Source organism: Pseudomonas sp. TE3644 (genome assembly GCF_056278815.1).
The window spans coordinates 5,007,129-5,018,412 of record NZ_JBWBQF010000001.1 but is presented as its reverse complement, the minus strand read 5'-3'; the positions used below and the strand labels follow the sequence as shown (position 1 = coordinate 5,018,412).

Genomic DNA, 11,284 nt, shown 5'->3' with positions numbered 1-11,284 from the left:
GCGGAACTCGCCCAGCCTAAATGGCGGATATCCGCCATGCACAAATTCCCATGGTGGCTAACATGATGGCACCCACCCCCGCATTCATTGACCATTAGCCCAGGCACGCATTCTGGCACGGCCCTTGCGATACAACTGGCAAGGTCTGCCACGCGCAGCTCGACAATAAATCCCTCCAGTACAGGAGGGTTCGTGCTTTAGGTGTCGTGTGCATCAGGGAAATGGATGCCAAGCGATGCACTTGAGGAACTTGCAATGACGACTCGTCAGCCACTGTACAAATCGCTGTATTTCCAGGTGATCGTCGCGATCATCATCGGTATCGCGTTGGGGCACTTCTACCCTGAAACCGCAGTAACCCTCAAGCCTCTGGGCGACGGGTTCATCAAACTGATCAAAATGGTCATCGCCCCCATCATCTTCTGCACCGTGGTCAGCGGCATCGCTGGCATGGAGAACATGAAGGCCGTGGGCAAGACCGGTGGCTACGCGCTGCTGTACTTCGAAATCGTCTCCACCATTGCTCTGCTGATCGGCCTCGTTGTGGTCAATATCGTCGGCCCGGGCAACGGCATGCACATCGATCCGTCCACCCTGGACGCCTCGAAAGTCGCCACCTACGTGGCTGCCGGTAAAGACCAGAGCGTGATCGCGTTCTTCCTCAACATCATCCCCAACACCATCGTCGGCGCCTTCGCCAACGGCGATATCCTGCAGGTGCTGATGTTCGCCGTGCTGTTCGGTTTCGCCCTGCACCGGCTGGGCGCCTACGGCCGGCCGCTGCTGGACATCATCGATCGCTTTGCCCACGTGATGTTCAACATCATCAGCATGATCATGAAACTGGCGCCCATCGGCGCGCTGGGTGCCATGGCCTTCACCATCGGCGCCTACGGCGTCAGTTCGCTGGTGCAGTTGGGCCAGCTGATGATCTGCTTCTACATCACCTGCATCCTGTTCGTGCTGCTGGTGCTGGGCTCGATCGCACGCTTCCACGGCTTCAGCATCCTCAAGCTGGTGCGCTACATCCGTGAAGAACTGCTGATCGTGCTGGGCACCTCGTCCTCGGAATCGGCACTGCCACGCATGCTGGTGAAGATGGAGCGTCTGGGTGCACAGAAATCCGTGGTGGGCCTGGTGATCCCGACCGGTTACTCGTTCAACCTGGACGGTACCGCGATCTACCTGACCATGGCTGCCGTGTTCATCGCCCAGGCGACCGACACCCACATGGACGTGTTCCACCAGCTGACCCTGCTGGCCGTACTGCTGATCTCCTCCAAGGGCGCCGCTGGCGTGACCGGTAGCGGCTTCATCGTGCTGGCCGCCACCCTGTCGGCCGTTGGCCACCTGCCGGTGGCTGGCCTGGCGCTGATCCTGGGCATCGACCGCTTCATGTCCGAAGCCCGCGCCCTGACCAACCTGGTGGGCAACGCCGTGGCCACCCTGGTAGTCGCCAAGTGGGTAGGTGAGCTGAACGAAGACACCCTGAAGACGCAACTGGCCGCCGGGCCGACTGCGATCGAGGTGGCTGAAGCCAATGAAGCGGTGGTGGCAGACGCCCCGCGCTAAGCGCTGAAGCAATAAAAAACCCATCCTCGGATGGGTTTTTTTATGCCCGGGCCTCGCACAATTTACTGTAGGAGCGGACTGTGTCCGCGAAGGCCTCACCGCGTACTGCCTGAACCACCGCAGCGCCAGCTTCGCGGCCACAGGCCGCTCCTACAGGTATCGAGGGTGGTAGGAAGGGCGTTATTCCACCCGCGTTTCGCCGGTAAACACCAGCGTATGCCGGCACCGCCGGCACAGGTACCGCCGCCCCTGGCGCACCAGGCTATGGCGCTGCGCGCTGAAGGGAAAGTCACTCTCGGCACACGGGCAGCGGTAGATGTAGCGCATCACCCGTCGGCGTTTCACCTCATAGTTATGGCAACGATTGGGCGGCAGTTCGTAAACGCCGCGCATGATCAACTGCCACTCTTCACCATGGGGCGCAATGCGATCCCCAAACAGTTGATGGGCCACCAGGTGCGCCACTTCGTGCGGCACCGTTTGACGGAGAAAGTCTTCGGCGTTCTCACGGTAAAGCTGGGGATTGAAACGCAGCAGATTCTCATGCAAATGCGCCACGCCGGCTTTCTGCCCGCGCAGCTTGAAGCTCACTTCGGGGCGAACGAAGGAGCGTTTGAAAAAGGCTTCGGCTTGCTGATAACAGGATTCAACGCGGGAATTGAGTAACTCGGGCATGCTAGACGACACTCCATATGCGCGGATTATGCCGCAACCACACGGGCATGCCGAGCCGCCCGTCGCCGGGCGGCCGCTCTGGGTCAGTTGGTGTAGACGGGGCCTACGCCCAGTCCCCAGATGATCACCGTGAACGCCATGATCGCCACCAGCACCACCAGGCCCACCGCCAGCACCGAACTTGAAAACAGAAAGCCCTCGTCCGGATCGATGTTCATGAAGGTCGGCAACCCCACATACAGCAGGTACACCGTGTAACTAATGGCCGCGGTGCCTACCAGCATGCCCAGCCACAGGTGCGGATACAGCGCCGCCAACCCGCCGATGAACAGCGGCGTGGCCGTATACGTAGCAAAGGCAATGCAGCGCGCCAGGCTGGGGCTGGCGTCATAGGTACGGGCCATCCAGTGAATGAACGCCCCCATCACCGCCACACCGGCCAGCATGGCAACGTAGGACATGATGGTCATCCACACCGCGCTTTCCAGCGTGAGCATCACCGGCGCCCGGTTGCCGATCACCCAGCCCACCTGGGTTGTGCCGATAAACGCCGATATGGGAGGTATCGCCGCCAATATCAGGGTGTGGGTGAAATACATATGGCCGATGGTTTCTTCCTCGCCACGTATCTGGTGCCATTCTTGATCTGGATGGGTGAACAACCCTACGACGTGATGGATCATGCCAGTCACTCCTACGGAAGTTACAGCTTCACAGGGGAGTATAGGGGGGAGATCCCTGCAGTTTTAGAGCAAATGGTGCTGTAGAGGTGGGTTGTAATGACTTTGCAGTCTTTGTGTCGGCCGTTTGCTGATGCAGATCGTCTCCTGGTTTCAGCGCGATTGGCAGGTCTCTTTTGATGCTCACGATTTGACACAGATCAGTAGGCCGTTTTTGGTTGCTGGCGAATTCGTCGAACAGTAGGTTCCTCTGGAAAACTCAGGAGATTACCAGCCGTGAAGCAAACAGGATTTGATTCGAGGAGCGCTGATTAATGGAAGTTGTAACCAGCCCTTTGTCATCTATCGCTAGAAACCGTTCGAAAGTCGCTGCTCTATTAATGATTGTCCTACCGGTCTTGCTGGTGACCATCGATAACACCATCCTCAACTTCGCCTTGCCCAGAATTGCAATCGCGCTCCAGCCATCTGCCGCCGCGCAGTTGTGGATGATTGATGCCTATTCTCTGATGCTGGCAGGCCTTCTGGTCACGATGGGCCGTCTTGGCGATCGGGCAGGTTATCGTCTCCTCTTATGCGTAGGATGCAGTGGGTTTGCAGTCATATCGGTTGCCGCCGTGTTTGCTACCCAGGCTTGGCATTTGATCGCCGGGCGCGCCGTGTTGGGTTTTTTTGGGGCGATGATCCTGCCTGCGACCTTAGCTTTGATTCGCACTGCTTTTGATGATCGCGAGGAGCGGCGACTGGTCGTTGCGGTGTGGGCGACTTGCTTGACTGTGGGTTCAGCGGCCGGCCCACTGCTGGGAGGGCTTCTACTCCAACAATTCGACTGGCAGGCAGTTTTCCTCGTCGCGTTGCCGTTCCTGTTGCCAGTATTGCTGCTATCTCCCTTCGTCGCTGAGTCTGCGAAACGGCAGGGGGCGCCGATAGACGGTCTGAGTGTTTTGCTCAGCCTGACCACCATGGCCGCTTTGATGCTTTCGCTTAAACATATGACGACAGTCGGGGTGAATATATCGGCAGTGGTCGGGCTGTTGGTCGGTACGTTTCTCGCTACGGCCTTCGCACGTCGCCAACTTCACCTGGAACAACCATTGCTGGACCTCAGGCTGTTCAAGTCCGGTGAGTTCTGTGTCTCCATCCTAGTCAACTTGGTCAGCCTTGGTTTGCTGGTCGGTTTCCTGTTTTTTGCCACGCAACTGTTGCAGCTGGTGTTGGGGCTCTCACCCCTTGTCGCCAGCGTGATACTCGTTCCGGGGCAAATTCTGGCGGTTGGTGCAGGGCTTGCGATTGTCCCGGTCGCGCAGCGTCTTGCGCCGCACATCCTTATTCCAGGCTGTCTTTGTTTGGCGGCAGGTGCATTCGCAGTCATGGCACTTAATACAGTTACGGCCCTGTCTCTGGGGGTGGCCTTCGTGTTGCTGAACGTAGCGGTTGCCGCGCTGACCAGCGTATCCAACGACATCGTCTTGAGCTCGGTGCCCGCTGACAGCGCGGGTAGTGCATCGGCCGTCAGTGAAACGGCCTACGAGATCGGGGTGGTGATGGGCACCACACTCATGGGGGGCGCCGTAGCAGCGTGGTATCGCCTGGGCACCTCGTCGTTAAATGACAATGGAGGCTTTGACGCCACCGAAACATCGACCCTTGGGGTGCCCATGCTGCCGCTCAACACCTGCCGGCGGATGACGCAGTGTTCCTGCTGGATGTCGCAAATACCGCTTTCAGGGAAGGGGTGACGGTGACCAGTGCCCTCGCCAGCGGGTTAATTGTAATGTTTGCCGCTTACGCCTGTTGGGGGCTGCGACGGGGCTGATAACACCAAGGTTGCGATCCCGTCATCGGTTGGCATACCCGTGGCGCTTCTTTGCGGGTAAAATGCCCGGCTTTTCGTCTCACCACGCGGATTTCAAGCGCCATGGGCACCCTTTCGGTCAACCAGAACAAACTGCAGAAACGCCTTCGTCGGCTGGCCGGTGAAGCCGTCGCCGACTACAACATGATCGAGGACGGTGACAAGGTCATGGTCTGCCTGTCGGGCGGCAAGGACAGTTACACCATGCTCGACGTGCTGCTGCACCTGCAGAAGGTCGCGCCGATCAAGTTCAGCATCGTGGCCGTGAACATGGACCAGAAGCAGCCAGGCTTCCCCGAACACGTGCTGCCGGCCTACCTCAAAGAGCTGGGCGTGGAGTACCACATTGTCGAGAAGGACACCTATTCGGTGGTCAAGGAGTTGATCCCGGAAGGCAAGACCACCTGCTCGCTGTGCTCGCGCCTGCGCCGCGGCACGCTGTACACCTTTGCAGACGAGATCGGCGCCACCAAGATGGCGCTGGGGCACCACCGCGACGATATCGTCGAGACGTTCTTCCTGAACATGTTTTTCAACGGCAGCATGAAGGCCATGCCGCCCAAGCTGCGCGCCGACGACGGCCGCAACGTGGTGATCCGCCCGCTGGCGTACTGCAACGAGAAGGACATCCAGGCTTACTCGGACCTCAAGCAATTCCCGATCATCCCGTGCAACCTGTGTGGTTCGCAGGAGAACCTGCAGCGCCAGGTGGTCAAGGACATGCTGGTGGAGTGGGAGCGCAAGCACCCGGGGCGTACCGAGAGCATTTTCCGTGGTTTGCAGAATGTGGTGCCGTCGCAGTTGGCGGACCGCAATCTGTTTGATTTCGTCAATTTGGCGATTGATGAAAGCGCGCCTTCGCGGGTGCTTAATGTGCTGAATATCTAGTACCGCGTCGCCTGTATCGCGAGCAAGCTTTGCTCCCACAGGGTTGAGCCGACCACCATGGATGGCTCAACCCTGTGGGAGCAAAGCTTGCTCGCGATGAGGCCCTGCGCTACGGCACAGCCTTCAGCTCAATCACCCTGTTACGCCCACCCTCCGCCAACAGATAGGTATTGTCCCCTGTAGGCAACAACTCCTGCGGCGCCCGCAGGTGCGACAGAATCACCTGCAACTTGCCATCCGGGGTGCGTAGCCATAAGCGCGCCAGGTGCGTCTGGTCTTCGACAATCCACAGCCCGCGCTTGTCGCACAGGATGAATGTGGGCTTGGTGATGCCGTCCACGTACACCGGGTCTTGGCCCGATTCGTCGAACTGACGAACCACGCCCTGCTTCTTCGCCGTGTACAGCAGCTTGCGGCCAGGGCAAATCTCTACCGATTCGCTTTCCGACAGGTTGTCGCGCAGCACGGTCAGCGAGCCGTCGGTGGCGTCGTAGCGCATCAGCCGGCCGTGGTCGTGGCGGTCTTCGATGGCGTACAGCCTGTTGCCGTCAGGCTTGAGGCCCTGTACGTCGGTGCCCATGAACAACGGCGTGACCTTGCCGTCCTTGAGCAATTGCACCGGCTTGTTTTCCCATTCCTGGCTGAACGCATGGCCGCCCATGAACGGCGCCAGGCCGTCCGGCTTGCTCAGGTTGGCCACCAGGGTAGTGCGGGTGCCGTCCGGGGCGATGCTGATCAGGCTGCCAGCGTCGTTGCGCAACTCCTGGGTGACCAGCACGTTGGCGCCATCGAAGCCCAGGCCCGCCGCTTTCTCGACGTTGTCGTACACCAGCCGGGTGCTCCAGCCAGCGGCCGCCTGCACGGGCCAGTAGTGCTGCCAGGCCAGAAAACCGAACCCGCAGACGACGGGGATGCCTGCCAGCAACAACAGCGATTTGAGCTTCATCATTGTCCTTAATGGTTGACGGTGTAGGCCAGCATCGCCGACAGCTGGCACATGGGCCGTCCGCTCTCGGCCTGCCATTGGTTGAACACCTCCTGCACCTTGGCCTGGTCGCGCTTGCTGCTGGGCACCTTGTCGACGATACCCTGGGCGTTGAGCGCGGCCACCACGTCCCAGGTAGGGATGAAGGTGTCCTTGCCCACCATGCGCAGGAAGCGCGGCGCCGACAGGCCGCCCAGTTGGTTGCCGTGCTTGGCCAGGTACTGCCACAGGCCGACGATGTCGGTCACCGGCCAGTCGGCGATGAAGTCGCCGAAGCTTTTATGCTCGTGCTCGATGTCGAGGATCATCTGGGCGTTGCGCGGCACGCTCTTGAGTTTGCCCAGGTGGCGGATGATGCGGGTGTCCTGCATCAGCCGCTCCAGGTGCTCGGCGCCCATCAGTACTACCTTTTCCGGGTCGAAGCCGAAGAACACCTGCTCGAACGCCGGCCACTTGGCGTCCACCAGGCTGTGCTTGAGGCCGGCGCGGAACACGCGCAGGGCCAGGGTGGACAGGTAGCGATCAGCGGGGATGTTGCGCAGTTGCGCCGGGGTTTTCGGCTCGGGCAGGTGGTCTTGCAGTGCCTTGGCCGAGCCAAAGCGGTTGAGGCAGTATTCGTTGAGCCACTTGTAATCCTGCATTCACGCCAGGCCCTCTCCGGCCAGTTTCCGATTCAATTGAAAGCGCCAGCGCACGTACAGCAGGGCGCTGGTGAACACCGCCAGGCTGGCGGCCATTTCCAGCAGGCCGAACAGCTGGCGGCTGGGGTCGAAGGCGGCCAATGCGCCCTTGATGAAGTACAGATTGATGGCAAAGCACGTCCAGGAATGCCCGCGGGCGCTGCCCGTGAGCATGCCCGGGGTCAGCACCAGCAGCGGCACCCATTCGATCAGCAGGATCACCCACGGGCGCGCGCCGTGCAGGTCGGCGACCCACAGGGTGTACACGCCCAGCAGCGCCATGAAGCCGAAGAAGCACGCCAGGCTCAGCCCGCGTGCCAGGCGTACCCGCGGTTGCAGCCACTCGATGCTGGGCAGCGGCCGTTTAGCCACGCGGGGCTTCCAGTTTCTGCGCGATGCCGCCCAGGCGCTGGCCCAGGGCGCGGCACAGGGTGATCTCGTGCTCGTCCAGGGCGCGCTTGCTGTCGGCGCCGGCGTGGTGGCTGGCGCCGTACGGGGTGCCGCCGCCGCGGGTGTCCAGCAGCGCCGATTCGCTGTAGGGGATGCCGCTGATCAGCATGCCGTGGTGCAGCAACGGCATCATCATCGACAGCAGGGTGGTTTCCTGGCCGCCGTGCAGGCTGGCGGTGGAGGTGAACACCGACGCCGGCTTGCCCACCAGGGCACCGCTCAGCCACAGGCTGCTGGTGCCGTCCAGGAAGTACTTGAGCGGCGCGGCCATGTTGCCGTAGCGGGTGGGGCTGCCCATGGCCAGGCCGGCGCAGTTTTTCAGGTCGTCGATGCTGGCGTACGGGGCGCCGTGGTCGGGGATGCTGGGGCCGGTGGCCTCATGGTCGGCCGACACTGGTGGCACGGTGCGCAGGCGCGCCTCGATGCCGCTCAGCTCCACGCCGCGGGCGATGTGCTTGGCCATCTGTGCGGTAGCGCCGCTGCGGCTGTAATACAGCACCAGGATATACGGTTGGCTCACGGCAGAATCTCCAGCACTTTCTCGGGCGGCCGGCCGATGGCGGCCTTGTCACCGGCGATCAGGATCGGCCGTTCGATCAGTTTCGGGTGTTGGGCCATGGCGGCGATCAACTGGTCTTCGCCCAGGGTGGCGTCGGCCAGGTTCAGGGCCTTGTATTCGTCTTCGCCGGTGCGCAGCAGGGCACGGGCGTGCAGGCCCAGCTTGGCCAGCACGGCCTTGAGGGCGGCGGCGTCGGGCGGGGTGTCCAGGTAGCGCACTACGGTGGGTTCCAGGCCGCGGGCCTGCAGCAGTTCCAACGCGGCACGGGATTTGGAGCAGCGCGGGTTGTGATAAAGCGTCAGGTCGGTCATTTGCGGTCGCACCTTGAGTCAAGTGGGGGCTATTCTAACCATGTGGCCGGCGGTGTCTAACCGCGCGCCATCTTTTTGGCAGCACTTTAAGGAAGGTAGCAATCATGGCATGGCGCGTGGCGGTGTTTTTGGCCCTGGTGATGCTCGGCGGCTGCGGCGCCGACTATGGGGTCGACCAGAACGGCAAGCTGGTCAAGGCGCGGCAACTGGACGACCAGTGGCTGGTGGTCAATTACTGGGCCGACTGGTGCGGGCCGTGTCGCACCGAAGTGCCGCAACTCAACGCCCTGGCCGAGCAGATGAAAGGCAAGGGTGTGGCGGTGGTGGGGGTGAATTTCGATGGGCTGCACGGCGATGAGCTGAAGAAAGCGACCCAGGAGCTGGGCATTACTTTCACGGTGCTGGCCGATGACCCGGCGCCGCGCTTTGATCTGCCGCAGAACGATGCGTTGCCGATTACCTACATCATCGATGCAAAAGGCAAGGTGCGTGAGCAGTTGGTGGGCGAGCAGACGGCGGCGGGGATCAGCGAGAAGTTGGCCAAGCTGAAAAATTCCTGATCTGTAGCCGCTGCCGAAGGCTGCGCTGGCCATCAGCCCCGCTGGAGATCTCCAATGGGCCCGGGGGCCAGCGCAGCCTGGCGGCAGCGGCTACAGGCGCAGTAGGTCAGCCCTCGTCAGGCCACAAGCGCAGCGGCTTGCCTTCTTCGGGCCACAGGCGAATCTGGCCTTCCTTGGACACGCTCCAGCGCTGCACGCCGCCCAAGGCCTGCAGGAAGCGTTGTTCCTGCTCCATGGTGGCCGGGTCGCACAGGCGGCGGGTGCTGCCCACCTCGCCGAAGGTGAGGTGGTGGTGCGACAGCGTGTACGGCGCAAACCAGTGGTTGCAGCCGGCGTTGCCATAGGCGCGGCCGTCATCGCCCAGGGTCAGGCTGATGTGGCTGTAGTCCATCAGCGGCTTGTCGCCGATCCACTCCAGGGTGTACGCCTGCTCCTGTTGCAGCTTGGGCCCGGACGCGCAGCCCGCGAGGGTGGCGGTCATGGCCGCCAGCAGCAGGGCTTGTTTCACGGGCGCGACTCCTGGCATTTGCGGCACAGGTGCTTGTCGCCAGTGGTGCTCCAGCCCAGTTCAGCGATGCGCGCGGTAGCGGCAGGCTTCTGCGCCTTGGTGCCCAGCTTGGCGTCTACCGCGAATTCGAACTCCAGGTCCGCTTCACAGGCGTCGCACTGCACGTGCCACTGGTGGATGGCCAGCTCGCCGAACACCGGGCCACGGGCAACGGCCACCCATTGGCCGGGCGGGTTGATCAGGTGGCGGACTTTCTCGATGGTCAGGCGCATGGACAAGGTCTTGCTGCCCTTGAGGGTCACCAGCAAAACGTCGTCATTGTGGATCGAACCACCGTTGCCGGTGACCTGATAACGGCCCGGCGCCAGGGCGCGGCATTCGATCAGGGTGTGGTGCGGGTTGAGCAGGCTGTAGCGAAAATCGTGTTCGACCATGGGTCCTCCAAATCTGCGCGACATGCTAGCACGGCCCGCCCGCTAAGCCTCGACCCGATTGCTCGGGGAACCACGCCCCCAGTCGGAAATATTGTTCAGGGTGGTGCTGGCGATGGCCGTCAGCGCCTCGCGGGTCAAAAACGCCTGGTGGGCGGTGATGATCACGTTGGGGAAGGTCAGCAGGCGCGCCAGCACATCGTCTTGCAGCGGCAGGTCGGAGCGGTCCTCGAAGAACAGTTGCGCTTCTTCTTCATAGACGTCCAGGCCCAGGTAGCCCAGTTGCCCGCTTTTCAGCGCGTCGATCAGCGCCGGGGTGTCCACCAGGGCACCGCGGCCGGTGTTGATCAGCATGGCGCCCGGTTGCAGTCGGGCCAGGCTGGTGGCGTTGATCAGGTGGTGGCTGTCGGCAGTCAGCGGGCAGTGCAGGCTGATGATTTGCGCCTGGGCCAGTACCTCGTCCAGTGGCAGGTAGCGGGCGCCCAGGGCCAGCACGGCGTCGTTGGGGTAGGGGTCATAGGCCAGCAGTTGGCAGCCGAAGCCTTGCATGATGCGGGCGAACGTGGCGCCGATCTGGCCGGTGCCGATCACGCCCACGGTCTTGCCCACCAGGTCGAAGCCGGTCAGGCCGTGCAGGGTGAAGTCGCCGTCGCGGGTGCGGTTATAGGCGCGGTGCAGGTGGCGGTTGAGCGCCATGATCAGTGCCACGGCATGTTCGGCCACGGCGTGGGGCGAGTAGGCGGGCACCCGCACCACGTCCAGCCCCAGGCGTTGGGCGCAGGGCAGGTCGACATGGTTGTAGCCGGCCGAGCGCAGGGCGATCAGGCGCGTGCCGCCGGCGGCCAGTTGCTCCAGCACCGGGGCGCTGAGGTCGTCGTTGATGAAGGCGCACACCACCTGGAAGCCCGCGGCCAGGGGCGCGGTGTCCGGGGTCAGGCGGGCGGGTTGGAAGTGCAGGTCGATGTCGAGGTCGCGGGGTACGGACAGGAAGCTGTCCTGGTCGTAGGGTTGGCTGCTGAACAGGAGGGTGCGCATGGGGGCTTCCTTAGGGGCAGGTTTGGGTCCGCGGTGTGGCCATCGCGACCAAGGTCGGCTCCTACGCGGATCGTGGTAGGAGCCGGCCTTGGCCG

General features: G+C 62.3%; 14 protein-coding genes. 4 read left to right on the top strand and 10 right to left on the bottom strand.

The genetic code is table 11. From position 1 onward, the window contains the following. The first annotated feature begins 255 nt into the window (after nucleotides 1–255). The gene (locus ACZ9GA_RS22130) at nucleotides 256–1,572 is read left to right on the top strand and encodes a dicarboxylate/amino acid:cation symporter (RefSeq protein WP_457360746.1); all 1,317 of its coding nucleotides are present in this window, start codon (nucleotides 256–258) and stop codon (nucleotides 1,570–1,572) included. Between the two features lie 180 nt (nucleotides 1,573–1,752). Here ACZ9GA_RS22130 and ACZ9GA_RS22125 read toward each other — a convergent pair whose 3' ends face one another. Both ACZ9GA_RS22125 and ACZ9GA_RS22120 read right to left on the bottom strand, forming a co-directional pair. Next, nucleotides 1,753–2,247, bottom strand: coding sequence for a SprT family zinc-dependent metalloprotease (locus ACZ9GA_RS22125; RefSeq protein ID WP_457360747.1), 495 nt, complete (start codon nucleotides 2,245–2,247; stop codon nucleotides 1,753–1,755). An 83-nt stretch (nucleotides 2,248–2,330) separates the two neighbouring features. Continuing rightward, nucleotides 2,331–2,930, bottom strand: coding sequence for a Yip1 family protein (locus ACZ9GA_RS22120; RefSeq protein WP_027977161.1), 600 nt, complete (start codon nucleotides 2,928–2,930; stop codon nucleotides 2,331–2,333). A 311-nt stretch (nucleotides 2,931–3,241) separates the two neighbouring features. Between ACZ9GA_RS22120 and ACZ9GA_RS22115 the strand changes: the two genes are divergently transcribed. Then, nucleotides 3,242–4,666 carry an MFS transporter gene (locus ACZ9GA_RS22115; protein WP_457360748.1) on the top strand — a complete coding sequence of 475 codons (1,425 nt, stop codon included), beginning with the start codon at nucleotides 3,242–3,244 and terminating at the stop codon, nucleotides 4,664–4,666. 179 nt (nucleotides 4,667–4,845) lie between these two features. Beyond that, nucleotides 4,846–5,670 carry a tRNA 2-thiocytidine(32) synthetase TtcA gene (gene ttcA, locus ACZ9GA_RS22110; RefSeq protein ID WP_455924369.1) on the top strand — a complete coding sequence of 275 codons (825 nt, stop codon included), beginning with the start codon at nucleotides 4,846–4,848 and terminating at the stop codon, nucleotides 5,668–5,670. A gap of 109 nt (nucleotides 5,671–5,779) precedes the next feature. On the opposite strand, the gene ACZ9GA_RS22105 is transcribed toward ttcA, so the two are convergent. From ACZ9GA_RS22105 to arsC, 5 genes are read right to left on the bottom strand one after another with little or no spacing between them, the layout of a single operon-like run. Then, the gene (locus tag ACZ9GA_RS22105; protein WP_457360749.1) at nucleotides 5,780–6,616 is read right to left on the bottom strand and encodes a TolB-like translocation protein; all 837 of its coding nucleotides are present in this window, start codon (nucleotides 6,614–6,616) and stop codon (nucleotides 5,780–5,782) included. 8 nt (nucleotides 6,617–6,624) lie between these two features. Next, a complete protein-coding gene (locus tag ACZ9GA_RS22100) occupies nucleotides 6,625–7,296 on the bottom strand; it encodes a DNA-3-methyladenine glycosylase I (RefSeq protein WP_457360750.1) in 672 nt (223 codons plus the stop codon). Next, nucleotides 7,297–7,707, bottom strand: a complete 411-nt coding sequence (locus tag ACZ9GA_RS22095) for a DUF2069 domain-containing protein (protein ID WP_457360751.1) — start codon at nucleotides 7,705–7,707, stop codon at nucleotides 7,297–7,299. Continuing rightward, nucleotides 7,700–8,305 (bottom strand): NAD(P)H:quinone oxidoreductase, encoded by a 606-nt coding sequence (gene wrbA, locus ACZ9GA_RS22090; protein WP_457360752.1) that lies wholly within the window; start codon nucleotides 8,303–8,305, stop codon nucleotides 7,700–7,702. Before wrbA ends, ACZ9GA_RS22095 begins: the two co-directional genes overlap by 8 nt. Then, the gene (arsC, locus tag ACZ9GA_RS22085) at nucleotides 8,302–8,655 is read right to left on the bottom strand and encodes an arsenate reductase (glutaredoxin) (RefSeq protein WP_457360753.1); all 354 of its coding nucleotides are present in this window, start codon (nucleotides 8,653–8,655) and stop codon (nucleotides 8,302–8,304) included. Before arsC ends, wrbA begins: the two co-directional genes overlap by 4 nt. A 104-nt stretch (nucleotides 8,656–8,759) precedes the next feature. On the opposite strand from arsC, the gene ACZ9GA_RS22080 reads away from it, so the two are divergent. Next, nucleotides 8,760–9,215 (top strand): TlpA disulfide reductase family protein, encoded by a 456-nt coding sequence (locus ACZ9GA_RS22080; protein ID WP_457360754.1) that lies wholly within the window; start codon nucleotides 8,760–8,762, stop codon nucleotides 9,213–9,215. Between the two features lie 106 nt (nucleotides 9,216–9,321). Here the strand turns inward: ACZ9GA_RS22080 and ACZ9GA_RS22075 are convergent, their stop codons facing one another. The 3 genes from ACZ9GA_RS22075 to ACZ9GA_RS22065 are packed head-to-tail and all read right to left on the bottom strand — an operon-like array spanning nucleotide 9,322 to nucleotide 11,189. Then, the gene (locus ACZ9GA_RS22075) at nucleotides 9,322–9,696 is read right to left on the bottom strand and encodes an META domain-containing protein (RefSeq protein ID WP_457363674.1); all 375 of its coding nucleotides are present in this window, start codon (nucleotides 9,694–9,696) and stop codon (nucleotides 9,322–9,324) included. Between the two features lie 23 nt (nucleotides 9,697–9,719). Further along, a complete protein-coding gene (locus ACZ9GA_RS22070; protein WP_027977170.1) occupies nucleotides 9,720–10,157 on the bottom strand; it encodes a hypothetical protein in 438 nt (145 codons plus the stop codon). Nucleotides 10,158–10,199: 42 nt separating this feature from the next. Next, nucleotides 10,200–11,189 (bottom strand): 2-hydroxyacid dehydrogenase, encoded by a 990-nt coding sequence (locus tag ACZ9GA_RS22065; RefSeq protein ID WP_457360755.1) that lies wholly within the window; start codon nucleotides 11,187–11,189, stop codon nucleotides 10,200–10,202. Between the last annotated feature and the right edge of the window lie 95 nt (nucleotides 11,190–11,284).

Bases quoted from the DNA above. Each gene is read 5' to 3' on its own strand.
- ACZ9GA_RS22130 (WP_457360746.1), top strand. From the start codon at position 256: ATGACGACTCGTCAGCCACTGTACAAATCGCTGTATTTCCAGGTGATC.
- ACZ9GA_RS22125 (WP_457360747.1), bottom strand. From the start codon at position 2,247: ATGCCCGAGTTACTCAATTCCCGCGTTGAATCCTGTTATCAGCAAGCC.
- ACZ9GA_RS22120 (WP_027977161.1), bottom strand. From the start codon at position 2,930: ATGATCCATCACGTCGTAGGGTTGTTCACCCATCCAGATCAAGAATGG.
- ACZ9GA_RS22115 (WP_457360748.1), top strand. From the start codon at position 3,242: ATGGAAGTTGTAACCAGCCCTTTGTCATCTATCGCTAGAAACCGTTCG.
- ttcA (WP_455924369.1), top strand. From the start codon at position 4,846: ATGGGCACCCTTTCGGTCAACCAGAACAAACTGCAGAAACGCCTTCGT.
- ACZ9GA_RS22105 (WP_457360749.1), bottom strand. From the start codon at position 6,616: ATGAAGCTCAAATCGCTGTTGTTGCTGGCAGGCATCCCCGTCGTCTGC.
- ACZ9GA_RS22100 (WP_457360750.1), bottom strand. From the start codon at position 7,296: ATGCAGGATTACAAGTGGCTCAACGAATACTGCCTCAACCGCTTTGGC.
- arsC (WP_457360753.1), bottom strand. From the start codon at position 8,655: ATGACCGACCTGACGCTTTATCACAACCCGCGCTGCTCCAAATCCCGT.
- ACZ9GA_RS22080 (WP_457360754.1), top strand. From the start codon at position 8,760: ATGGCATGGCGCGTGGCGGTGTTTTTGGCCCTGGTGATGCTCGGCGGC.
- ACZ9GA_RS22075 (WP_457363674.1), bottom strand. From the start codon at position 9,696: ATGACCGCCACCCTCGCGGGCTGCGCGTCCGGGCCCAAGCTGCAACAG.
- ACZ9GA_RS22070 (WP_027977170.1), bottom strand. From the start codon at position 10,157: ATGGTCGAACACGATTTTCGCTACAGCCTGCTCAACCCGCACCACACC.
- ACZ9GA_RS22065 (WP_457360755.1), bottom strand. From the start codon at position 11,189: ATGCGCACCCTCCTGTTCAGCAGCCAACCCTACGACCAGGACAGCTTC.